This is a genomic window from Cohnella hongkongensis, from assembly GCF_042654645.1.
Taxonomy (GTDB): Bacteria; Bacillota; Bacilli; order Paenibacillales; family Paenibacillaceae; genus Cohnella; species Cohnella hongkongensis.
Genome location: NZ_JBHSEP010000002.1, coordinates 221319 through 243612, shown reverse-complemented (window position 1 = coordinate 243612; position 22294 = coordinate 221319). Strand labels below are relative to the sequence as shown.

At 58.8% G+C, this 22294-nt stretch carries 18 protein-coding genes and 1 pseudogene; 12 read left to right on the top strand and 7 right to left on the bottom strand.

What is annotated here, in order from left to right:
• The first annotated feature begins 1 nt into the window (after window position 1).
• From ACFO3S_RS04350 to ACFO3S_RS04315, 8 genes and pseudogenes are all read left to right on the top strand, one after another.
• Window positions 2–1429, top strand: a complete 1428-nt coding sequence (locus ACFO3S_RS04350) for an oligosaccharide flippase family protein (RefSeq protein WP_378092664.1) — start codon at window positions 2–4, stop codon at window positions 1427–1429.
• A 32-nt stretch (window positions 1430–1461) separates the two neighbouring features.
• A complete protein-coding gene (locus tag ACFO3S_RS04345) occupies window positions 1462–2442 on the top strand; it encodes an NAD-dependent epimerase/dehydratase family protein (RefSeq protein ID WP_378092662.1) in 981 nt (326 codons plus the stop codon).
• A gap of 83 nt (window positions 2443–2525) precedes the next feature.
• Window positions 2526–3530, top strand: a pseudogene (gene galE, locus ACFO3S_RS04340) (UDP-glucose 4-epimerase GalE); the annotation flags it as partial.
• A gap of 31 nt (window positions 3531–3561) precedes the next feature.
• The gene (locus ACFO3S_RS04335; RefSeq protein ID WP_378092660.1) at window positions 3562–4758 is read left to right on the top strand and encodes a glycosyltransferase; all 1197 of its coding nucleotides are present in this window, start codon (window positions 3562–3564) and stop codon (window positions 4756–4758) included.
• On the top strand, window positions 4740–5831 hold the full coding sequence (locus ACFO3S_RS04330) for a GNAT family N-acetyltransferase (protein ID WP_378092658.1): 1092 nt from the start codon (window positions 4740–4742) through the stop codon (window positions 5829–5831). The genes ACFO3S_RS04335 and ACFO3S_RS04330 overlap by 19 nt, the downstream gene beginning before the upstream one ends.
• A complete protein-coding gene (locus tag ACFO3S_RS04325) occupies window positions 5828–7024 on the top strand; it encodes a GNAT family N-acetyltransferase (protein WP_378092656.1) in 1197 nt (398 codons plus the stop codon). Before ACFO3S_RS04330 ends, ACFO3S_RS04325 begins: the two co-directional genes overlap by 4 nt.
• The gene (locus ACFO3S_RS04320) at window positions 6960–8636 is read left to right on the top strand and encodes a glucosamine inositolphosphorylceramide transferase family protein (RefSeq protein ID WP_378092654.1); all 1677 of its coding nucleotides are present in this window, start codon (window positions 6960–6962) and stop codon (window positions 8634–8636) included. The genes ACFO3S_RS04325 and ACFO3S_RS04320 overlap by 65 nt, the downstream gene beginning before the upstream one ends.
• Entirely contained in the window at window positions 8626–9519 is an 894-nt protein-coding gene (locus tag ACFO3S_RS04315; protein ID WP_378092652.1) for a glycosyltransferase family 8 protein, read from the top strand. The genes ACFO3S_RS04320 and ACFO3S_RS04315 overlap by 11 nt, the downstream gene beginning before the upstream one ends.
• 63 nt (window positions 9520–9582) lie before the next feature.
• On the opposite strand, the gene ACFO3S_RS04310 is transcribed toward ACFO3S_RS04315, so the two are convergent.
• Together ACFO3S_RS04310 and ACFO3S_RS04305 are read right to left on the bottom strand one after the other, a co-directional pair.
• Window positions 9583–10020, bottom strand: a complete 438-nt coding sequence (locus ACFO3S_RS04310; protein WP_378092650.1) for a bactofilin family protein — start codon at window positions 10018–10020, stop codon at window positions 9583–9585.
• Between the two features lie 3 nt (window positions 10021–10023).
• The gene (locus ACFO3S_RS04305; RefSeq protein WP_378092648.1) at window positions 10024–10995 is read right to left on the bottom strand and encodes a M23 family metallopeptidase; all 972 of its coding nucleotides are present in this window, start codon (window positions 10993–10995) and stop codon (window positions 10024–10026) included.
• 109 nt (window positions 10996–11104) lie between these two features.
• Between ACFO3S_RS04305 and cls the strand changes: the two genes are divergently transcribed.
• Window positions 11105–12544 carry a cardiolipin synthase gene (gene cls / locus ACFO3S_RS04300; protein ID WP_378092646.1) on the top strand — a complete coding sequence of 480 codons (1440 nt, stop codon included), beginning with the start codon at window positions 11105–11107 and terminating at the stop codon, window positions 12542–12544.
• 5 nt (window positions 12545–12549) lie between these two features.
• Here cls and ligD read toward each other — a convergent pair whose 3' ends face one another.
• Genes ligD through ku form a run of 3 tightly spaced genes read right to left on the bottom strand, consistent with a single transcriptional unit; the run spans window position 12550 to window position 15293 of the window.
• A complete protein-coding gene (gene ligD, locus ACFO3S_RS04295) occupies window positions 12550–13440 on the bottom strand; it encodes a non-homologous end-joining DNA ligase (RefSeq protein WP_378092643.1) in 891 nt (296 codons plus the stop codon).
• 5 nt (window positions 13441–13445) lie between these two features.
• Window positions 13446–14429: an ATP-dependent DNA ligase gene (locus tag ACFO3S_RS04290; RefSeq protein ID WP_378092641.1), complete on the bottom strand. Its 984-nt coding sequence runs from the start codon at window positions 14427–14429 to the stop codon at window positions 13446–13448.
• Between the two features lie 3 nt (window positions 14430–14432).
• Window positions 14433–15293 (bottom strand): non-homologous end joining protein Ku, encoded by an 861-nt coding sequence (gene ku, locus ACFO3S_RS04285; RefSeq protein ID WP_378092639.1) that lies wholly within the window; start codon window positions 15291–15293, stop codon window positions 14433–14435.
• 118 nt (window positions 15294–15411) lie between these two features.
• Between ku and ACFO3S_RS04280 the strand changes: the two genes are divergently transcribed.
• The 3 genes from ACFO3S_RS04280 (at window position 15412) to ACFO3S_RS04270 (ending at window position 16528) form a co-directional block, all read left to right on the top strand.
• Complete coding sequence (locus ACFO3S_RS04280) at window positions 15412–15576, top strand: hypothetical protein (RefSeq protein WP_378092637.1); 165 nt, start codon at window positions 15412–15414, stop codon at window positions 15574–15576.
• 3 nt (window positions 15577–15579) lie between these two features.
• Window positions 15580–15768 (top strand): H-type small acid-soluble spore protein, encoded by a 189-nt coding sequence (locus ACFO3S_RS04275; protein ID WP_378092634.1) that lies wholly within the window; start codon window positions 15580–15582, stop codon window positions 15766–15768.
• A 196-nt stretch (window positions 15769–15964) separates the two neighbouring features.
• Window positions 15965–16528: an FAD-dependent oxidoreductase gene (locus ACFO3S_RS04270; protein ID WP_378092632.1), complete on the top strand. Its 564-nt coding sequence runs from the start codon at window positions 15965–15967 to the stop codon at window positions 16526–16528.
• Between the two features lie 158 nt (window positions 16529–16686).
• On the opposite strand, the gene ACFO3S_RS04265 is transcribed toward ACFO3S_RS04270, so the two are convergent.
• Both ACFO3S_RS04265 and ACFO3S_RS04260 read right to left on the bottom strand, forming a co-directional pair.
• On the bottom strand, window positions 16687–17787 hold the full coding sequence (locus ACFO3S_RS04265) for a BTAD domain-containing putative transcriptional regulator (protein ID WP_378092630.1): 1101 nt from the start codon (window positions 17785–17787) through the stop codon (window positions 16687–16689).
• A 3-nt stretch (window positions 17788–17790) separates the two neighbouring features.
• Entirely contained in the window at window positions 17791–20922 is a 3132-nt protein-coding gene (locus ACFO3S_RS04260) for an ATP-binding protein (protein ID WP_378092627.1), read from the bottom strand.
• Window positions 20923–22294: the final 1372 nt, after the last annotated feature.

Below are 22294 nucleotides of genomic sequence, written 5' to 3'. Positions count from 1 at the left end.
GATGGCGCAGACGAGCTTCCGAAACAAAGTCATCCATGAAGGCACCTACTATATTCTAAGACGCGGAGTCGGATTCGCCATCAGCTTCGGCGGCATGCTGCTGCTGATGAACGCCATCGGGGTGGAGAACTACGGGCTGTTCGTGTCGATTACCGGCATCATCACGTTCATGGGCGAGCTGTGCAAGCTGGGCATTAACCAATACCTGATCCGCAGCGAGTCCGAGTCCGAGCCGCGCCAATACGACATGGCGTTCACCTTCGTGCTTCTGTCCTCGATCGCAGCCGTCGTCGTCGGCATCGCCGTCTCCTTTCTGCTGGAGGCGTGGCTGGACAACGATCGCATCCAGCTTCCTTTTCTGGCGACGCTGGCCGGCATGCTGAGCGGCGCGTACCTGCTGCCCGCCATGGCCAATCTTGAAAGAAGGCTGGAGTACCGTAAAGTCGCGATTTACGAGCTTATGAACCAGATCGTCTATTATGCCTCGGCGTTGACGTTGGTCTATGCCGGCTTCGGAATCTGGGGCCTCGTCATCGGCAACCTGCTTCAGGGCGCCATGGCGGTGGCGATCAGCAGCTACTTCTCCCGCTACCGGCCGAGGCTGTACTGGTCCTGGGACATGCTGAGGATGATGCTCAAGTACGGCATCGGCAATACGCTGTCCCGGCGCATCTGGGAAGTGCGCACGCTGATCAACCCGCTGTTCGTCGCCAAGTTTATCGGCCTGGAAGCGGTCTCCGCCGTCTCCGTCTCCATCAGAATCGTCGAGGCGCTCAATTTCATCAACGGGGCGATCCAGACGATCTCCTTCTCGCTGCTGGCCCGAATTCAGCACGAGCGGCAGAGGGTGGAGAACGCGCTGAACGAAGCGATGCTGCTGCAGATTATATCGATCGTGCCGCTTCTGATGGGGTTCGGGGTCCTGGCGAACTGGGTGATCCCGTATTTCTTCGAAGGCGATCTGGATACGGTGCTGCATATTTATCCCTTCGTGGCGATCGAGTACAGCATGATCGCGATATTCAGCATGCCGATCAACATGCTGTATGTCCGCGGAGCCAACTGGGTAGTGTCCAAATTCAATCTCGCCTACGTAGGCCTGTTCACGATAACGGCTCTCGTCGCGCTGCCGGTATTCGGCATCTACGGCTACGCCGCCGGGGAGATCGTCGCGCTGCTCGCCTACTTCATGATTCATGCCGAGATTCGCAGAAGCTATACGCTGCAGTACGGACTGCCGCTCATCTGCATGGCCACCTGCATTCCGGTCGTCTTCCTGCCTGTGCTGCCGTTGAAATGGGTGCTTCTGGTGCTGATTCCTTCGGCCGTAATTATGTTCAGTCTGTATCGGAAAATCGACGCGATGTCCTATCTGCGCCGGGTGCTGAAAACGAAGCAGATGGGCGTCAGTTCCAGCGGTAAATCCTAATTCCTATTTCAAATCGTATGGAGGGTTCTCGAATGAGCAAAAAAGTGCTGGTCACCGGAGCGGGAGGCTTTATCGGCAATCATCTGGTCAATCTGTTGAAGGACAAAGGGTACTACGTGCGCGGCGCGGACTTGAAAAAGCCGGAGTATTCCGAGTCCCGGGCGGACGAGTTTCTGCTGGCGGATCTCCGTTCCTGGGATCGCTGTCTGGAGGCCACGTCGGGAATGGAGCAGGTATACGCCCTGGCGGCCGATATGGGCGGCATGGGATACATTACGACCCATCACGCGGAAATCCTCTACAACAACGCGCTGATCAACTTTCATACGCTGGAGGCGGCCAGACAGAACGGCGTCGGGCGATATCTGTACACCTCTTCCGCATGCATTTACCCGGAGCATCTGCAGACCGTCGCCGACGTGAAGCCGCTGAAGGAGGAAGACGCTTATCCGGCTATGCCCCAGGACGCTTACGGCTGGGAGAAGCTCGTGAGCGAGAGGCTGTGCGAGCATTATCGCGAGGACTACGGGATAGAGACGCGCATCGCCAGGTTCCACAATATTTTCGGACCTTTGGGGACGTGGGACGGGGGCAGGGAGAAGGCGCCGGCCGCCATCTGCAGGAAGGTGGCCCTGGCCAAGCTTAGAGGAGAAGCGTTCATCCCGGTATGGGGCGACGGGGAGCAGACGCGCTCCTTCTGCTACGTGGACGACTGCGTCGACGCCATCTATTCGCTGATGCAGTCGGATTATCCTCATCCGCTGAATATCGGGCAGGACCGTCTGATCTCGATCAACGAGCTGGTCGGCATCGTCGCCGGCATCGCGGGACATGAAGTCGATATTCGCCATATCGAAGGTCCGCAAGGCGTCCGGGGGAGAAACTCCGACAATACCCGTCTGTACGACGTTCTCCAATGGCAGCCTCGCATTTCGCTGGAGGAAGGCCTGAAGAGAACGTACGAATGGATTGAACGGGAAGTCCACAAGAAGTATTCGCAAGTGCCGGTCTGATCGTCCGCCTGGAACGGTGAGCGGTCGGAAGGGGCGCGATCGCGGCGAGTCGAAAGCGGATGTCAATCGGAAGGAGAGGCGATATGGCGATACTGGTTACTGGAGGAGCCGGCTACATCGGCTCCCATCTATGCGTGGAGCTGCTGGGAGCGGGGTATGACGTTGTCGTGGCCGACAGCTTCGCAAACAGCAGCCCCGAATCCCTCCGCAGAGCCGAGGAGATCGCGAACGGCAGCATCTCGGTCTGCCGCTGCGATCTTCTGGATTCGGCGGGACTGGGCGAGCTGTTCGAGCATCATCGCGTGGAGGCGGTCGTACATCTGGCCGGGCTTAAGGCGGTCGGCGAATCGGTCGCCGAGCCGATGATGTACTACCGAAACAATGTGGCAGGCACGCTGTCTCTTCTGGAGACGATGAAGCGCTTCGAGGTCAAGAGGCTCGTGTTCAGCTCTTCCGCGACCGTATACGGCCCGTCGTCTCCTCCTCCGGTCGCGGAGGACTGCTCGTTAAGCGCGGCCAATCCTTACGGACGGACGAAGCTCGTCACAGAGAACCTCCTGCGCGATCTTCAGGCGTCCGATCCGCAATGGAGCATCGCGCTGCTGCGGTATTTCAATCCGATAGGCGCTCACCCGAGCGGGCGGATCGGCGAAGATCCCGGCGGGGCGCCGAACAATCTGATGCCGTACGTGACGCAGGTGGCGGTCGGTCAACGGGAGCGGCTCAGCATCTTCGGCAACGACTATCCGACGCCGGACGGAACGGGAATCCGGGATTACATCCATGTCGTCGATCTGGCCGTCGGCCATCTGCACGCGCTGCGGAAGGTTTGCGCCTCCCGGGGAATCGAAGCCTACAATCTGGGAACCGGCTGCGGGATCAGCGTGCTTCAGCTCGTCAGAGCCTTCGAAAGCGTATCCGGACGCCGCGTTCCGTATCGGTTCGTCGGACGCAGACCCGGCGACGTCGCGGCCAGCTACGCCGATCCGTCGAAGGCCGCGCGCGAGCTGGGATGGAAGGCAACGCGCGGAATCGAGGAGATGTGCCTGGACGCTTGGCGCTGGCAGCTCTTCAATCCGGAAGGGTATGCCGCGACGGGAGAAAGGGGGGCTCAGCCCGGTGAAAGTCGCGTTCCTCATTCAGTCCTTGCAGCTAGCGGGATCGGAGAAGGTAGCCTTCGAGCTGATCAAGCATTATCGCGATAAGGGGGTGGAATGCGCCCTGTTCACGCTCTTCCAATCGCCCGATCCGGAAGGGCGGGCGCATCTGCTGGAACGGCTGGAGCAGCTTGACGTCCGGGTCGTCGAGCTGAACAAGCGAACCGGGCTGCTCAACGCGTTCCTCAATTTGCTGAAGCTGAACCGAGCCGTCTCGGAATTCGGACCGGATATCATTCATGCGCACGGGTGCACGCCGAATATGTACGCCGGCTTGCGCAATCTGATCTTTCGCAGCGTGTACACGATGACTACGATACATAACGGGGGCGACGACTGGCCGAGCTTCAAGGACAGACTGTTCGAGAGGTTAAGCCTGTACGGCGTCAATCGCATCGTCAGCGTCGCGGAGCATGTCTCGAGCGCCTATCAGAAGAAATTCGGCTCGGCCAAGGGCAAGATTACCGTCATTGAGAACGGTGTTAATACGGACAAGTTCGCCCCGGTCGGCCCGAAGGAGAAGCTGGCTATCCGTCTGTCGCTGGGCATTCCGAAGGACACTCCCGTACTGCTTCAAGTGGCGAGGCTGGACCCGGTCAAAAATCAGCGTTTTCTCGTCGAGACGGCGTCGGCTCTGAAGCGGCGGGGGATTCCCTTTCGGCTGCTGTTCGCCGGCCATCTGGTGGACAAGGCGTACGCCGATCAAGTGGCGGACGACATTCGCCGATGGGGACTGCAGGATGAGGTTCAGCTGCTCGGCAGCAGGGAGGATGTCGCCCGTCTGCTGCAAATTTCGGACGTTTTTCTGTTCCCGTCTCGGTACGAGGCTTCTCCTCTCGCGCTGCTCGAGGCGATCTTCACGGGCATTCCGACGATCAGCTCGGACATCCCGGCGACCCGCAAGCTGAAGCCGCTGAGTCCCGACAATTATATCGTGGAGGAAAGCGCGGAGAGGTGGGCGGAGCAAATTATCGACGTGCTGGACGCCGGCCGGCAGAAGGAAACGCCGCCTGTCCGTTCTCTTATTCACGAATTTTCGTTCGACCGCGTGGCCGAACGCTATTTGTCCTTATGTCCGGGAGCGGTTCCGGCCGGATCGCTGGCGCACGGGCAACGCTCGGAAGACGGAGGAGAAATGCCATGTATGAGGCCAGGCTGATTACGCGTCGGGAGTCGTTTATGGCATTGGAGGAAGACTGGGAGTCGCTGGTGCGGCACATCGAGGATGCGGAAATTTTCGACTTCTGGGATTGGAACCGGATTTACGTCAAGCATTTCCTTGAGGACGACGGGCTGTTCGTCGTTGCGCTGTACGACGGAGCCCGGTGCGTCGCCATCGCTCCGATGCGCATCTATTGCAAAAGATTCAGGAAATTTCCTCTGCTGAAGGTCAGGGCGATGCAGCCGATCGACTCCGGCTACAAGGACTACTGCCGATTCTATCTTCATCGGGACTACCGCTATTCGGAGTTAATCGAAAGATTGATCGACGTGATCGTGGAGCATCGGGCGGAGTGGGATTATATCGAGCTGGTGAACTTTAATTCGCGCCATCGAACGACGCGTCTCGTCCAGCAGGCGTTCCGCTCCCGTCTCGACACGACGGTCGAACGGTACGAGGAGACGCCGTTCGTCGATTACCGGTCCTTCTCGAAGGCAACGGTGAACAAGCAAAGATTAAGCGCCATCGATCGCAAAGAAAGGAAGCTCCTTCGCGAGAACCAGGTTAACGTCCAGGTCGGGCAGCCGTTCGATCAGAGGAAGTGGGAAGCCATGGTCGAGCTTCACCGGCGCAGATGGGGGGAGTCGAGCGTATTCAGCGATTCCCGGTCGATCGCCTTCTGGAACGAGCTTCTGTACGCCCTGGATCGGCGAAAGCAGCTGGAGTTCTCGTTTCTCGAGGTCGAAGGACAACTGGCGGCCGCCCATATGGGCTTTCAGACCGACAAAAAAATCTACTACTACACGCCGGCCTTCGATCCGGCGTATGCCGACAAGGGAGTCGGCCTGGTTCTGCTGAAGAGAATGTTGGGGCACTACCGGGAGCAGCGCAAGGAGGAGTTCGACTTCCTCCGCGGAAGCGAAAGCTACAAGTTTTATTGGACGGACCGGTCGGGCATGAACCACAATATTTACGTGCTGAACGACGGCTTCAAGAAATGGCTGCTGAAGGGCTACGTCGCGATCAAAACCGGTCCGAGAAGGATGAAGGAAGGAGGGGGAAGCGAATGAACGCCAGAGTCGTCTCTACCCGAGCCGGGCTCCGGCAGCTGGAGGAGGACTGGAACGCGCTGACGGACAGCATGGAGACGTGCGATCCGTACGATACCTTCGACTGGGTGGAGGAAAGCCTGAACAGCGTGCATCCGCCCGATATCCGGCTGTTCGTCATCGTCGTCTACGAGGAGACCAAGTGCGTGGCCATCGCTCCGCTCTATGTCGCATCGGAAACCAAAGGGTTCGTGAAAATCCGGGTGCTGCGATCGTTAAACGAGAATCAGGCGCCTTACTGCAGCTTCTGCCTTCACCGGGAATACAGCGAGATCGTCCTGCTGAGGGCGATTATGGCGGCGTTGGAGGAGCGGCGAGGCGAATGGGATCTGCTCCATCTGGCCGATCTGAACACGAAGAGCAACATGACGTTTCTGGCCGAGAAGCTGTGGGGAGAGAGCTACAGAACCTATGCCCACAAAGCGACGATGACGCCGTATTTGAAATTCAAAAATTACCCCGGAAAAGTCAACAAGCACCAGATAAAGGAAATCGAGAGAAAAGAGAGAAAGCTGTGCAAGGAGCACGAAGTGAAAATCCGGATCGACCAGCCATACAGTCAAGCGGTCTGGGACAGACTGATCGAGCTGAACGTGGAGAAGTGGGACCGGACGAGCAAATTTATAAGTCCCGGGAACAGAAGGCTTTACGAGCGGTTCGCGTCCGGCTGGAACCGGGGGAGACTGAGCTTCTCCTATATCGAGATCGACGGAAGAATCGAAGCAATCAGCCTCTGCATCGTCTTCAACAATAACGTCTACGGAAAATTCATGAACTACGCGCCGGAGTTTGCGCGCAGAAGCGTCGGCCTCATTCTGACCCATCGACTGATCCGCCACATGCACGAGCAGGGAATGGAGGAGTGCGACTTCGAGGACGGCACTCAGGCGTATAAATTTTATTGGACCGATACGGTCCGGAACAACTATCATTTGCAGGTCGTGAACAACAACGGAAAGAGGGGATGGCTCGTCTTTCTCATCTCTATGAGAATCGTGGCGAGAACGTTCGGCCTCCTCGAATCTTATCATCGGACGAAGTCGTTCCTTCGTTCGCTGACCCGAGCGCGGAAAAGAGGGAAGACCAAAGATGCTGAGGCTAGGGGTATTGCTTGGCAGCAGGACGTGGAGATGGTGGGAAACCGAGTGCGTTAAAAGCCTGCTCGATACGAACGGCGTCGCGATCTCGGTTATCGTCATCCACGAAGAGGAGGACGGTGCTGGCGCCGGCCCGTTCCTGTACCGGGAGCTCAAGCGTCTGGCGGACCGCTCCGCCAGAACGTTGAAGCGGCAGCCTCTCCGATCGGTTCTGGGGAACGTTCCGGTCGTGGAGTGGGACGCGAACCGCTGCAGCCGGACGGAGGAGCTGTCGGCCTATCGCCTGGACGTGGTGGTGAGCTTCCGGCAGCAGCCGCCCGATCCCGAGCTGGTCGGGGTTCCCCGGCACGGAGTTTGGGAATTCGCATACGGGGAGGAGCGAGTCCGCTCCGTATTCGACGATTCGTACCGCTGTCTGCTCTACCGCAGGCCGACCGTCACCGTATCGCTGATCAGACGGCAAGCGGGTAGGTATGCCGTTCTCAAGGAGGGAACGACGCGTGCGAAGCGGCAGTCGTACTTCCGCAACATCGACGCGGCGAACGACCTCGGTCTGCGCTGGCCTTCCGTCGTCTGCCGAGACGTGATGAACGGGAATGCCCCTTATCTGGAACGCTGGCGGGAGCCTGCCGGGAACGAGGCGGCCCCCGCCTTCGGAGGCACCGCCGCCGAAGCGCTGAAGCTCGGCTTGTCGATGGGGGGCTGCAAGCTTCGGAACTTCGTCCGTCACTGGTTCGTCGCCGAGCGCTGGAACGTCGGCATTGCGGATCGGCCGATCCACTCCTTCCTGGAGAAGCCGAATCTGTCCCGGACGGAATGGCTGCCGAAACGCAGCCGCTACGCGGCCGATCCGTTCGGGATCCGAATGAACGGCGCCGTGCGCATCCTGTACGAGGAGTTCGACTATTCGACGGGCAAAGGGGTGCTGCGGACGGCGGACTACGCCGAGGGGTTCCGGGCGGACGGGGGAACGACGGATCTGGAGCTTCCGGTTCATCTGTCCTATCCGTATCTGTTTACCCACGAGGACCGAATCTACTGCATTCCGGAATCGAATGAGGCTTCCAGGGCGACGCTTTACCGGGCGGACGAATACCCCCGCAGATGGGCGAAGGTTCGGGATATTCTGGAGAACTTTCGGGCCGTCGATTCTACGGTAATCCGGCACGAAGGGCGCTGGTGGCTGTTTTGCACCGATGGGGAGAAGGGCCCCGACTCCCATCTGCATATCTGGTACGCTTCCGAGCCGGAGGGAGAATGGAAGGCGCATCCTCTGAATCCGGTCAAGACCGACATTCGTTCCTCGCGTCCCGCCGGAACGCCTTTTTATTGGAAGGGCCGGCTGTACAGGCCGGCCCAGGACTGCTCCGAAACCTATGGGGGAGCGGTGACGCTCAACCGGATCGTCGCCTTGACGACCGAGGACTTCGAGGAAGCGGTCGAAGCCCGGCTGACCCCCGATCCGAACGGGCCGTACCCGGCCGGATGGCATACGCTGTCTTCCGTCGGGGAACGCACGCTGATCGATTCCAAGACGGAAGCCTTCCATTGGCAGGCGTTCGTCTCAAGGGTCAAGGCGAAGCTTCGCGCCGGTCGAGAGAGGGAACGGGCCTCGGGCGCCGCGCTGCCCGGGAGAGTCGAAGAGAAAGAGGGCTGTTATGCCGAATAAACCGATCATCCACATCGTGGCGGCTACGGACGATTCCTACGTGCAGCATCTCGGGGTCGCCATGAAATCGCTCCTGATCCATCTCTCGCATGCCTGGGCGCGCTTCTATGTGCTGCATAATCCGCTGTCGGCCAGCAACCGGGAGAAGCTTGTACGCACCCTGGACGGAGAACGGGCGGAGCTTCTGTTCCTGCCTGTGGAGTCCGGCGCGTTCTCGGGGCTGCCGACCAATCATCATATTAACGAGACGAGCTACGCCAAGATCGTCATTCCCGAGCTGCTGAAGCCCTACGACCTGGACAAGGCGATCTACATCGATTGCGACGTTGTCGTTCGAGGGGATCTGCTTCCGCTATGGAATCTGGATCTGCAAGGCCGATCGCTGGCTGCCGTTCGCGACATCGGGGGCGACTTCCGCAAGGCAGAGCTCGGCATTCCAGCTTCTTCCGGTTATTTTAATGCCGGGGTACTCGTGTTCGACATGCGCAGATGGACGGAGAAGCGGCTGACCGGCCGAGTGATGAGCATGATGGAGCGTCATCCCGATAAGCTCGTGTTCCACGATCAGGATGCCCTGAACGCCGTCCTCCATGACGACTGGCTGGAGCTGCCGGTCTGCTGGAATTTCCAGACGAACCGTCTTCAAGGCCCGGAGCCGGCGAATCTGTGCGTCATCCATTACACGGGAGCGTCCAAGCCGTGGCATTCCGGCTGCCAGCACCCCTACGGCGGCGAGTACTTCAAGTATTTGGCCCAGACCTCCTGGGCTTCCTTCCGGCCGAAGCGGAACTGGCGCCGGATGCTCAGAAACGCCGTCAAGTCGGCGCTGCCGCCCCCCTTGCTCCGCTGGTTAAGCCGGCGGAAAGGAGCGGCGCTCCATTAAAGCTGCTTCGCCGTCATTCCCGGACGACAAGTCCGGACCGCACGCAAGCGAAGCAGGCGGAGTTCATCCCGCCTGCTTCGCTTTTTTCTCGGCGGCCGCCGCGCCGGAGGCGCTGGCGGGAACCGGGCTTTCCGGGACGGCGATCGCCGGTTTCTTGTCCCCCTTCTCCATCCTGCTGCTGCCGTTCAGAATGCCGCCTTCCTGCACAAGCAGAATCGCCGCCTGCGAACTGCCGTGAAGCTGGCCGGTCGCGGTAATGACCAGCTTGCCGAACGTATGTACATCCCCGTACACTTTGCCGGCAATGGTCACGTCCCGCGCGACGAGGTTCGACTTGGCGATACCGCCTTTCCCGATGACGATGCTCCCCTTGCTTTCGATGTCCCCCTGATACGCGCCTTCGATTCTCACGTCCGTCTCGGCTTTCATCATGCCGTTAAACTCCGTTCCGGCGCCGATTAACGTATCCGTCAAGGCGCCTCGCTTGCCTCCTCCGAACATCGCTCAATCCTCCTCGACTTGTCGTAAATACGGGAGCGGGTTCACCGGCTTGTCGCTGGAGACGATCGAGAAGTGCAGATGCGGTCCCGTGCTTCGCCCGCTGTTGCCCATCTCCCCGATTCGACTGCCGCGCTCGACCTGCTGCCCGATCTTTACCCCGATTTTGCTTAAGTGCAAGTAATGCGACTCTAAACCCTTCCGATGGGCAATGATGATATAGTTGCCGCGTGTGCGATTGAAGCCGGCCTCGGCGACCGTGCCGTCTCCGGCGGCGAAGATCGGATCGCCGACATCGCCGGTAATGTCGACTCCGGCATGGAAGGCGAGCTTGCGAGTGAACGGATCGCTGCGGTAGCCGAAGCCCGACGTCATGCGCCGGGATACCGTCGGCCAAGCCGACGGCAGCACGTCCAGCTCGGCCTGCTTCTGCTCGGCTTTGCGCAGATTGGCCTCCATCGACTCCGCCAGCTCGCCCAGCATCTGAGACAGCTCCGCAATCTCTTCGATCGTCAGCTCGGCCGACTCGGCGGACAGCTTGTCGGCTGCGGCGACGGCATAGGAGGAAGCCGCGACCTCGGAGGAAGGGCCGACAGACGGGATCGTCTGGCCGTCCCCGTACCGGCCGATGAATTGCCGAAGCCTGGCCTCCAGCACCGCCAATTCGTTCATCCGCTTCTGCAGCCGCTCGGTCCTCTCGCCGAGCTGATCCAGCTCCTGCTTCAGCGAGCGAATTTCTCCGTTCTTCGCCGCCAGCGCGGTTCCGCTGCGGGCGGCATTGGCGTTAAGCATCGCCTTCAGCTCGTGAATCTGCTGCAGCGCGTCCAGCTCCCTCGCCGCAAACGTTCCGGCGACGGTCAGCGCGGCCGCTACCGGAATGAGCGCCATCGTTCGTCCGGACACCCGCAATTGCTTCACCCGATGATCGGCGTCCCGGATCAGGATCAACGACCATTTCGTTTTCCGTCTGTGTGCCATCGGCTCTCCTTTCGGAATCGGGAATTGTCGGGTCATCCCTGTTCTACTGCTATTTATTCTTGAAAGCTTCCTTTCATACCTGAAAATCATTAAGAGACGCGAGGATACGATGAAAATGATGGGGTACGGGTTTTGCCTTCTTCTGCTGATTTTTATATTCCAGGCGGCGACGATTCTGCTGCTGGAATTCCGAAGGCCGGCCCACGCGACGGCGTGGCTGTTCATCCTGTTTCTGTTCCCGTTTGTCGGCTTCCTGCTTTATTACTTCCTGGCGACGGAGTACCGCAGAAGCCGCAGAGCCCGCCGCAGAGGCAAGCTGGATCAGCGCCGCCGGGCGAAGCTGCTGGAGATGACGAGGACGGTGACGGATCCGGCCGGGCTGCCGCCGACGGGAATCTCCGGACGCCCTCGCTTGTTCCGCACGCTGATCAAGCGAGGGGAGCTGCCCGTCTCCGGCCGCAACCGAACGGCCGTCTTCAACAACGGGCCGGACACCTACAAGGCGATGCTCGCGGCGATTCGGACGGCGAGGTCGCATGTTCATATTTCGTCCTACATCGTCCGCGACGACGGCATCGGCCGGCAGCTGCAGCAGGAGCTGCTGCGCCGGGCCGCCGAAGGCGTCGAGGTCAAGCTGCTGTACGACGGCGTCGGCAGCATCAAGCTGAAGGAGTCCTACATCCGGATGCTGAGGGAGGGAGGCGTGGACTGTGCCTGCTTCTTCCCGCTCCGGCCCTCCTTTCTTAAGAAAAGAATCAACTACCGCAACCATCGGAAAATTACGGTCGTCGACGGCAAGGTCGGGTTTATCGGCGGGATGAACTTCGGAGACGAATATATCGGCAAGCATCCGAGGCTCGGCTATTGGCGGGATACCCACCTGATGCTGGAGGGGGATTCCGTCTACTGGCTTCAGGAGGTTTTTTTGAAAGACTGGGAGATCGCGACGGGCAAGAAGCCGGACGCTCCCTCCTACTTTCCGGAGCACGACGTGCCGGACGCCGAGGCGGTCCAGATCGTGCCGGCCGGCCCCAACCGCAGAGGAGACGCGATTCACGACTCCGTGTTCGCGATGGTGAACGCCGCCGAGGAGCGCGTCTGGATCACGACGCCGTATTTCATCCCGAGCCCGAGCGTCGCCATGGCGCTGCGCGACGCCGCAGTCGGCGGCACGGACGTCCGTCTGCTCATCCCTTACGTTCCGGATACTTGGCTTGTTCATCTGGCGACGTTGTCCTATGCGGAGGAGATGATGAGGTCCGGCGTCCGCGTGTGGCAGTACAAGAAGGGCTTTATTCACGCCAAAACGCTGGTCGTAGACCGGTTTGCCGCGGTCATCGGCTCGGCGAACATGGACTTGCGCAGCTTCTACAGCAACTTCGAGATCAACGCGCATCTGTTCGACCCGGCCGCCATCGCCAAGGTGGAGCAAAATTTCCTGCAGGATTTGCGGGACAGCGAGGAGATCAATCTGCAGAGGTTTCTGAAGCGGCCGCGCGCGCAGAAGGCGAAGGAAGCGATGGCGCGTATATTGTCGCCGCTGCTGTAACGGTCTTATGGCTTGCCGAACAGGTGGGCAAGCACCGGACCGAGCGATTGCCGGGGAGCGGCGGCAAGCGGATCGCCGAGTTGGCGAAGGCGCTGCGGCACATTGAGCAGATGGAAGTCGCTCGGCTTGACGTTCCTTCGCACCTCTTCCCGGGTCAGCGGCGTCGAGACCGTCGCCAGCGGGCGCGCCCTCGGAGAATAGGCGGCAGGAAGCGTCTTGCCGGCATAGTGCTGCAAATAGTCGAGGTAGATCAGATCGCCGCGGTCCTTCTTCAGCCGTTCCACCGTGAACAGATTGGGGTTGCGGGCGACAAGATATTCGGACAGAAACTTGCCGAACCGGCGCAGCGCATCGAAGTCCGGACCGCGCTCGATCGGCATGACGATCTGCACGCCGGTCGCTCCGGACGTCTTGGCTACGGCGCTGAGTCCGAGCGAATCGAGCGCCTGCAGAACAAGCTCCGTCGCCTCCATCAGACGGGGCTCCTCCTCCAGCGACGGGTCGATGTCGAGCATCCACGCATTCGGCGGCGCCTTGTCGAGCTCGTCGGAGGAGACGTGGAATTCGAGGCTGTATAAGCTTCCCATCCACAGGAGCGTCCGCACCGAGTCGAGCACGACGTAGTTAATGGCGCCGTCCCGGGCGGTACGTACATAATCCGGTATCGGCTCGGGGCAGTTTTTCTGATAAAAGGAAACGCCGTGTATGCCTTCCGGATAGCGGATCGTCGTCAATAGCCGGCCCTCGGTGTACGGCAGCAGGAACGGGGCCAACTCGGCGAGCAGCTGCACGTATTTCAGCTTCGTAATGCCGGCTTCCGGCCAGATCGCTTTGTCGGGATGGGAGATGGCGAGCTCGTGTTCCCCAAGCCGCACGACCGTTCGCGTTTTGACCATAATCGTTACCTCTTTCCTGTCGGTTCCATCTGCGGGTCCGCCCCGGTCTGTTCGGCGACGCATTCGGCCAGATAACGCTCCGGCAGCAGCGCCTGGATGCTCGGATGCCTCATCGTGCCTCCCCGGGTCCAGTTCAGAAATTGCACTTTCGCAGCCAGGCGAGGCGCGAGCCATACGGCGTCCTGATGCCTGTCCGGCCGGTTCGCGAACGGCATCTCGTCCACGGCCAGCGGCGCGACCTGCTCGGTCAGCCTTCTCCAGTCCGTCCTCGACAGCTTGCCCGTTCCGGCATGACCGATATAATGGAGCTTTCCGTTCCCGTCGAACAAGCCGAGCAGCAGCGCATTGACGGTCGGCCCGTTATAAGTGACGCCGCCGATGGCGGCGTACAGATCGCGCGTCAGCTTCAGCTTGCGCCAGCGGCCGTCCTTCTGGCCGATCGCGTAGGCGCTGTTCAGATTTTTGCAGACGACGCCTTCCATGCTTCGGGCTCGCATCAGCTCCAGAAGCGCGGAGGCGTCGACGAAGTTGCGGCACAGCTGGACGCGCTCGCTCTCCAGGACGATGTCCTCCAGCAGCCTTTGCCTTCGCGACAAGGGAAGATCGGTGACCCAGCGGCCTTCGGCGTACAGCACGTCGAAAATCATATAGGTGACGGGCACCCGGCTCACAGCCGCGGCGATGCTCGCCTGCGTGCGCGGGCTGTCTCTTCTCATGACCTCCTGAAAGGAGGGCCGCGCTTCGTCGAAGGCGATCAATTCCCCGTCGAGAATGAACGAGGAGGACGAACAGAACGCGGTCGGATCGGCGAATTCGGGATATTGCAGCGTGCGGTCGTGAAGCCTCCGGTTGATCAGGCGAGCGGAGCGTCCGTCGCAGTAGCTGAGCATGCGCACGCCGTCCCATTTGATCTGGGCCACCCATTCGCCGCCTTGAGGGAGCTCGCTGGCCGCCAGCGGCTCGAAGGGAATGACGGGCTGCAGCTCCATGGATCAGGGAACCGCCCCTTCTTTTTTGCGGCCTCGGGTGCTGCGAGTTTTGGGCTTGCCCCGGTCTCCCCCCGTTCCGGAGTCGTCTCCCGGCTTGACGGCTTCGAGACTGGCCTGCAGCGCGGCCATCAGGTCGATGACGTTCGTTCTTTCCACTTCCGGGGCGGTGACGACGTCGGTCCCTTTCCCGGCGATCTTGCGCTGGATCGCTTCCTGCAGGGCCATTCGATAATCGTCAGTATACTTCGTAGGCTCGAACGGAGTCGACAGCTGCTCGATAAGCATTTTGGCCATCGTCAGCTCCTTCTCGTTCACGTTCGCCTGTTCCGGCAAGTTGGGGACGAGCTGAAGCGAACGAATCTCGTCCGGATAATGCATCGTTTCCATGCAGATGCAGTTGTCCACAGGCCGAATGGCGGCAAGGCTGCTCTTGCTGCGGATCGCAATTTTGGCGATGCCGATCTTGCCGGATTGGCGCATCGCTTCCAGCAGCAGGTTGTAAGCGCCCGATCCAGCCTGGTCCGGCGACAGGTAGTACGCTTTCTGATAATACAGCGGATCGATCTCGGTCAAGTCGACGAAGTCGAGAATCTGAATCGTCTTCGTATTGTCCGGCTTGATGGCGTCCAGCTCCTCCGGCTCGAACAGGACGAACCGGCCCTTCTCCTGCTCGTAGCCTCGGGCGATCTCGTCCCAGACGACCTCCTTCTCGCAGTGCGGACAGGTGCGGACGTTGGAGATCGGCGTCCCGCATTCCTTGTGGATCATCCGCAGATGGATGTCCTTGTCCTCGGTGGCGGTGAACATTTTGACGGGCACGTGGACCAGACCGAAGCTGATCGCGCCTTTCCAGACCGTATGCATGATGAGGCAGGCTCCTTTGCTGTCGGGTTTCCTATAAGTTGTCCATTCCGCATGGAAAACAACCGGGCAGGGAATATTGGAAAGGACTGAATTTCAATGCCGAGGGGAGATGCTGCTGATGAGCTCCGAACAGACGGAGAAAGCGCCGGAGGACGCGATCCACGAAGGCCGGGACGAGTACGATATGGATGTCGACCGGATGGTGAATGAAGGATTGGGCGGCGGGCAGGTGACCGTCCATAACGGATGGGTGCCCGACATTGAGGAAACTTTGGAGGATTAGTGCATGGACGCGAGAAGAGCAAAGGAAATTTACGAGTCGGCCGATCGGGTCAAAGTTCGGCTGGACACCGGCGAGTCGGTCTGGATCGAGGATGTGGACGTCGAGGGAGGCGTCGCGACAGTGCAGGTCGGGCAAAGCCCGACGGACGTGCAGACGGTCGGCGTAGAGCGGCTGGAGGAAGTATCCCGCTAGCGGCAGCGGGTGCGGGCCGCTCGCCCGCCGCTTTTGCGCGCGCGAAGCCGACGGGGCCGGGCTGCGAGAAGTGAGAACGGCGGTTGGCGAGGCGCCGGCGGCGGGGTCGTCGCGGATTGGGCTTACTTTTTGAAAGCGATTCATTCGCGTGTTACAATAAGTGAGAGATCCCAATTCTTCCTAAGGAGTGAGTCCGATGTACGACGTGGCCATTATCGGCGGAGGGCCGGCGGGCGCCAGCGCCGCGATTTTTACTGCGAAGGCCGGCAAGAAAACGCTGGTGATCGACAGCGATCAGAGCGTAACGAAACGCGCGTGGGTAGAAAATCATTACGGAGCCGAGGGACTTGCCGGTCCCGAGCTTGTTGCGCTAGGCAAGAAGCAGGCGGCCAAGTTCGGAGCGGAATTCGTAACGGCCAAGGCGACGAAGCTGACCTCGGGCGAGGGCTCCGTTACGATCGAAGCGGACGGGCAGTCGTACGAGGCCGCTCACGTCATTATCGCCACCGGCATGTTCGCGGACGTGGCCGAGGCGAGCGGCGTGACCACCAAGCCGGGAACCGAGCCGCGCATCAAGACGATCGTCGACTGCGCGCCCGACGGCAGAACGAACCTGTCCAACGTGTGGGCCGCCGGTACGATCGCCGGCGTAAGCATGCATACGATCATCACGGCGGGCGACGGCGCCAAAGTGGCGATCAACGTCGTCAGCGAGCTGAACGGCGAACGTTATGTCGATCATGACGTTCTGAAAGCTTAAGGGCATTATCAACGGCAAGGCCGGGCGTCTTCCCCGAGCGGGAAGCCCCGGGCCTTTTTGCGCGCTTTGGCTGACTAAGGCCGCGATCGTTCGTCGAATTGTCCGTATCTTTCTTCATGCGGTCGTCTTCGCCTTCCGTTCGCGCCCGTCGTCTCGGTTCATTGCAGCAGCTCCCTGATTTTCGCATCCGGCTCCATCCCCAGCTCGGCGCGCAGCATGGCTTCCAACTGCCGATACTGTCTGAGCGCGTCGTTTTTTCGGCCCAGCTCAAGATAAATGCGGATGATCTCTCCATGGACATCCTCGCGTATGGCGTCCAGCTTCAAAATCTCGCCATATTCGCTTAAAGCCTGAAAGAATTGGCCGCGCTGGCGGTTGTGGCGAGCCAGCAGCTCCAACAAATCGATATATTGCCGCTCAAGGCTGCGGGCGTAATCGCCGGCCCACTCGTAAGCTTTGCCGCGCAGCAGAGGCCCGGCATACAGCGCTTCAGCTCGCTTAAGCAGCGGCATACTCTGTTCCGGATCGCGTCTGATCTCCTGAAGCATTCGCTCAAACTCGTACAGATCGCAGTAGAGCTCGTCCGTATTGATCCGGATCTCGTTGCCGGTCACCGCGATTTCGCATCTGTGCTCGCTGCCGTTGATCGCCTTCCGAACGTAATACAGCGTGGAATTGAGGTTCTTCCACGCTTTATCGGGCGCAAGTCCGTTCCACAGCGTGTCGATGATTTCCTCTCGATACGCGACCCGCTTGCAAAGCAGGAAAGCGAACAGCTCCTCCGTTTTCGGACTTCGCAGCTTAACGGTCTCTCTGGCTCCCCCGTCGACCGAGAAGCTTACGTTCATTCCGTTAAAAAGAAGCACCTCGAGCAGAGGCTTTACCGCCTCGCTTGTCCGCTTCTTCGCTTTAACCCTCTTCAGCGTGACCTCCAGCCGCTCTGCGGTGACGGGCTTCATAATGTAATCCAGGGCGTTCAGCTCGAAGGCGCGGACCGCATACGCGTCATACCCGGTGACAAAAACGATTTTCATCGCCTCTTGAGCATCCGTCAGCAGCTTCGATAACTGCATTCCGTTGACATCGGGCATGGAAATGTCCAAGAAAGCCACGTCTATCGGGTGTTTTCTGGCATATTCGGACGCTTCCAGCGAGCTCAGAAACAGGACGGCTTCGCTTGGCTCGTCGCGCTCGGACAGGATGCGCATTAAACGCATCGCCGCGAGCTCTTCGTCGTCTACAACCATAATTCGTAACATCCGTCAGCTCCCTTTCGCCATCGCATTTTCGCCGGGAAGATCGATCTCGATTCGGGTGCCTTCGCCTTCCCGGCTTTCAATCCGCATATCTGTCCCGTACAGAAGCCGCAAGCGCTGGGCGATGTTCCACAGTCCGATGCCTTGCGCTGCGGAATCCGGGTTCAGCACGCGGCGCAGCTTCTGCGGACTCATTCCGGAGCCGTTGTCTTCAATCCGCAAAGAGATTCCGCTGCCTGCGCTCCCCTTAACGAGCAGACTTACGACGCCCCCCCTGGAGTTGGACATGACGCCGTGCCGGATTGCATTTTCCACCAGCGGCTGAACGATTAGAGGAGGAATCAGCAGGTTCGGATCGGCATCCACCTCGTATTCCACGTGCAGCCGGCCGCCGAAGCGGGCCTGCTCGATTCCGACGTAAGCTCGAACCAATGCCAGCTCGTCGCTCAGCGTCGTCATCGCGTTCAGATGCTTAAAATCAAAGCTGCTGCGCAAATAACGCGACAATTGCAGCGTAACCTCCTCCGCCTGCCGGGGATTGATCATGCACAGCTCGGCGATCGCCGATAGTGCATTGTACAAGAAATGAGGCTTGATTTGAGAACGCAAAAAGGCGATTTCCGCATCCCGGGCCAGCTTGACCGACGACTTCAGCTTCGAGAGGCTTCTGACCCTCGCCATCAGCTCTTCGGACTCGAAGGGCTTGGCGACGAAATCGTTCGCCCCCAGCTCCATCGCCAGCCGAATGTCCTCGCTCCGGCTTCGCGCTGTCAGCATGAGAACGGGAAGCTCGAACGGGGAGAACCGCTCGCGGATGCTCCGCAGCACCTCGAAGCCCGACAGGTCCGGCATCGCGATGTCCAGGACGACGAGGTGAAATTCCTGACGAGAGAAGACGGCCTGCAGCGCCGATTCGCCGCGATTGACGGCGACGGCCGTTTGCTTTTCCAGCTTAAACAGATTGATCATGCTTTGCAGATTCAGAGCATTGTCGTCCACGATCAGAATGGCTTCCTTGTGTTCTCCCTCGATACGCAGAGGATACTTCTGACGAGCGGGATCGCCGCCGGAAAAAGGGGACTTGTCCGCCGCTTGCGATTCCGCTCTCGATTTGGCGGATTTGCCGGGGGCGACGGGCAAAGTGAAGATGAAGGTGGTCCCTTGTCCGGGAGTCGAATGGACGCCGATGCGGCCTTCGTGCAGTTCGACGAGTCTTTTTGTAATGCTTAAGCCCAGTCCGGTTCCGGCGTACTGGGGCGCATCCTCATGATCGCCTTGCTCGTAATCCAGGAAAATCCGTTCCTGCATATGCGGTTCGATGCCGATCCCGGTATCGCTGACGCGGACCTCGATCCAATCTCCCGCAGCGGAAGCGCTGACCTCCACCGTTCCTTGATCGCAAAATTTTATCGCATTGCCGAGCAGGTTATGTAAAATTTGCGTGAGCCGGATGCCGTCCGCATGAACGAGGGGCAGGTCGTCCGGCACGCGATTGACGAGCGCCGTGCTTCTCCCCTCGAGCAGGAACAAATGGATTCGCATGACCGACTCGACGTAGGCTCTTAGAATGAGAGGGCTCTTATGCAGCTTCAAATCCCCGTACTTCAGCTTGGAGTAGTCGAGAAGCTCATTGACGAGATGGGTCAGCCGTCTGCCGCTGCCGACTACAAGCGACAGATTTTGCGCTTGCTCGCCGTTGACCGGCCCGCTCACCCCTTTCAGCAGCGTTTCGGAGATGTTGACGATTGCGTTGAGCGGGGTTCTCAGCTCGTGCGAAGTGTTCGACAGAAAATCGTCTTTGATTTTATCCAGCCGCAGCAGCTGATCCTTCATTTCATTAATCGTATGGTACGCCTCGAAAAAACGCAGAACGATAAGAAGCAGCATGACCAGGTTAAAGGCGATTATGCTGAACTGGCCGAATTGCATCGATGTGCTGAAGCTTAAGGCGAACAAAATCGTATCGATGGAGTACAGGTTGATCGGCAAAACCGCCATGCACAGCAGGAAGGACTTCCACCGGCCGCCGTCCTCCTCATTTCGCACATACAGGTAAGAGGCTCTTGCGAAAAGCCAGGTCAGCAGCAGCTGGTACAAAGCGACAATGTAATATTGAATGGGGGTATAGGCGCTGATGGGAAGAAACACGATGAGCATCGCGAAAGTTCCCAGCACGAGCGATATGGCCAGCATTGGCCTGAACGAGATGATGCTTCTCTGCAGTTGATAAAAAGACAAGGAAATCGCCATGCAGGTGAGCACCGAGGCGACGTCTTTGATTTTGTACAGCGTCACGAACGAGATGTCCGGGATCAGCAACATCAACGAACGTTCGCCCATCAGACTGTGATAGACGCCGGCCGACGCGCAGAGAAGAGCCAGCGTCAGCAGGGAGTAATCCTTCCTGTTGTACACAGCCGCTGCAATGAAGCAGATAACGTAGATGAGCGCCAAAGTACCGAGAATCGCCAGAATGACGAACTCCTGCACGATTATTTTCCGCTGTTGAGCGTTCAGCGCTTCGTCCTTGCCGAACAGGAGGGGGACGACAAAGCCGGAATTAACGTAATCGTAGTTGGCGGCTTGCACGACGATTTCGATATCGCCGCCGTCGTTGTAGAAGCTGTTAAGTGTGGGCCGATTGCCCGGCTCGTAAGCGCTGTCGCCGCCATCTGGCCACCCGTCCGCCAGAAGCTCCTCACCGTTCACATAAATCCGGCTCGAAAATCGGATATTCGATTTCTTCAGGGCGTAAATTCCGGGAGCGGGGATGTCGGTCAGCACCATTCGGTAAGTTGCTTCGCCATAGATGGGAAGCTTCACGCCGTTCACGACTTGCCCGTTCCAGGCAGAGGGAACCGCTATATAGTCGGCGCTCCCGGTCAATGCTGCTCCCTGCTTCCGAAAGTCTTCGGGGGACAGCAGCTGATTCCAGTAAAACTCCCATTCTCCGTACAGCTTGACAGCGGGATTCTGCTCGGGGTTCCAATGCTGCAAGCTCATTGTTCCGCCGCGAACCTGCAGGGAATTTCGCGAGCCGCCGCCGTTTCCCGTCAGCCAGAGAACAAAGAGCGAGGCGAGCAGAAGAGTGAGCGCGCCGATCACGATCGCCCTTCTCAGCGGCGTTTTTCCAGGCACGGTCTCTCCTCCTTTTCTCCTGCAATTCTATCAGTATACTTGCGAGGAATAAACAACAAATAAACAATAAAACGAAAAGAAGCGCGATCGCTTGTGATCGTTTGTTGACTACTCGTTGACTGGTTGTTTATTGGCTGTTTATCCATGGTTTGTATAATGGATTCGAATTTTGCCGAAAGCGGCCGAATAAAGCCGAACAGCATAAGCTCATAAGTTCAAGGACAAGGAGAGAGTTGACTTTAAAAGCCGAAAAGCAGCGGGACGTTGGACGAGAAAGCTGCGCAGCTTGACTGTATTCAGCATGTTCTGGTTTGTGATGGGTTCAACTATAGGAGGAAACATACTTTAATAGCGGGAGATGGGGAAATGATAGTAAAACGCAATAAGCCGGGAAGAAGGGCATTCTATGGAGTTTTTATCTTGGCTCTGCTTGTATCCAACTTCGTTTACTACAATCCAATTGCGCAGGCTGAATCGGCGGATCCCGACCAGAATTCCTTCAGTATAAGTTCGCCCAATCCGGCGAGAGGCGAATCGGTCACGTTGACGGCCGTCGGCCACAACCCGTCGGCAGTCGACCCTCAGGATGGAGACACGCGATTCATTCCGATGTTCTGGGAAGCGATCGGTATGAACGGTGTGTGGGGGGAGTTTGCATTAAGCAATGGAAGCTATACGTCCATTTTTACGCCTCCGACTTCCGGATTATATTCCATCAACGTTTGTTTTGAGCTGCAGCGTTATAGTGTAGATGCCGGAGAATGGGAACGAGAAGATGAATCCTGCAAGAATGCGAATATGAATGTCTCGGCTTCGCCTTATCCAGCCGTCGAAGCGCAGAATGCTTTCAGTCTGAGCCCAGTCAACGACCCGAATATTGTGATGCTGGATACGACCGTAACCGTGACAGCGACAGGGCATCGGCAGGATGTTCCGAGCGGAGAAGGAGACGGGGCTGAGCGGTACATCCCCAAAACCTGGGGCCTGCCTGATTTTCCGTTAGGTTCATTTAGCGACGATGGAAATGGAAACTACAAGGCCACATATACGCCCTGGTCAATGGGCAGCTTTGAATTTATCGTTACGTTTGCGCTGGAGAGATGGGATGCTGTGAACAGCGTCTGGAAGGAGACCGGCATTCAGGATCAAAAGAAGCAGACGATCCAGGTGACCCGGCTTCCGAATGAAGCCCAACCCGACAACAATCAGCTATCGGTTAACGTTAGCGGTATTGTTAGAGTGGGCGATACAATAACAGTACGTATGCAAGGACATCATCAGAATTCTACCAATGTCATTGAGGGGGATACTAGATATATTCCCTACTTCATCCAGGACAAGGGGAATATCGCCAATGTAGGCCCGATAGTCA

Bases quoted from the DNA above. Each gene is read 5' to 3' on its own strand.
- ACFO3S_RS04345 (WP_378092662.1), top strand. From the start codon at position 1,462: ATGAGCAAAAAAGTGCTGGTCACCGGAGCGGGAGGCTTTATCGGCAAT.
- ACFO3S_RS04350 (WP_378092664.1), top strand. From the start codon at position 2: ATGGCGCAGACGAGCTTCCGAAACAAAGTCATCCATGAAGGCACCTAC.
- ACFO3S_RS04325 (WP_378092656.1), top strand. From the start codon at position 5,828: ATGAACGCCAGAGTCGTCTCTACCCGAGCCGGGCTCCGGCAGCTGGAG.
- cls (WP_378092646.1), top strand. From the start codon at position 11,105: ATGAAAATGATGGGGTACGGGTTTTGCCTTCTTCTGCTGATTTTTATA.
- ACFO3S_RS04275 (WP_378092634.1), top strand. From the start codon at position 15,580: ATGGACGCGAGAAGAGCAAAGGAAATTTACGAGTCGGCCGATCGGGTC.
- ACFO3S_RS04305 (WP_378092648.1), bottom strand. From the start codon at position 10,995: ATGGCACACAGACGGAAAACGAAATGGTCGTTGATCCTGATCCGGGAC.
- ACFO3S_RS04270 (WP_378092632.1), top strand. From the start codon at position 15,965: ATGTACGACGTGGCCATTATCGGCGGAGGGCCGGCGGGCGCCAGCGCC.
- ACFO3S_RS04265 (WP_378092630.1), bottom strand. From the start codon at position 17,787: ATGTTACGAATTATGGTTGTAGACGACGAAGAGCTCGCGGCGATGCGT.
- ACFO3S_RS04320 (WP_378092654.1), top strand. From the start codon at position 6,960: ATGCTGAGGCTAGGGGTATTGCTTGGCAGCAGGACGTGGAGATGGTGG.
- ACFO3S_RS04330 (WP_378092658.1), top strand. From the start codon at position 4,740: ATGTATGAGGCCAGGCTGATTACGCGTCGGGAGTCGTTTATGGCATTG.
- ACFO3S_RS04280 (WP_378092637.1), top strand. From the start codon at position 15,412: ATGAGCTCCGAACAGACGGAGAAAGCGCCGGAGGACGCGATCCACGAA.
- ku (WP_378092639.1), bottom strand. From the start codon at position 15,293: ATGCATACGGTCTGGAAAGGCGCGATCAGCTTCGGTCTGGTCCACGTG.
- ACFO3S_RS04315 (WP_378092652.1), top strand. From the start codon at position 8,626: ATGCCGAATAAACCGATCATCCACATCGTGGCGGCTACGGACGATTCC.
- ACFO3S_RS04310 (WP_378092650.1), bottom strand. From the start codon at position 10,020: ATGTTCGGAGGAGGCAAGCGAGGCGCCTTGACGGATACGTTAATCGGC.
- ligD (WP_378092643.1), bottom strand. From the start codon at position 13,440: ATGGTCAAAACGCGAACGGTCGTGCGGCTTGGGGAACACGAGCTCGCC.
- ACFO3S_RS04290 (WP_378092641.1), bottom strand. From the start codon at position 14,429: ATGGAGCTGCAGCCCGTCATTCCCTTCGAGCCGCTGGCGGCCAGCGAG.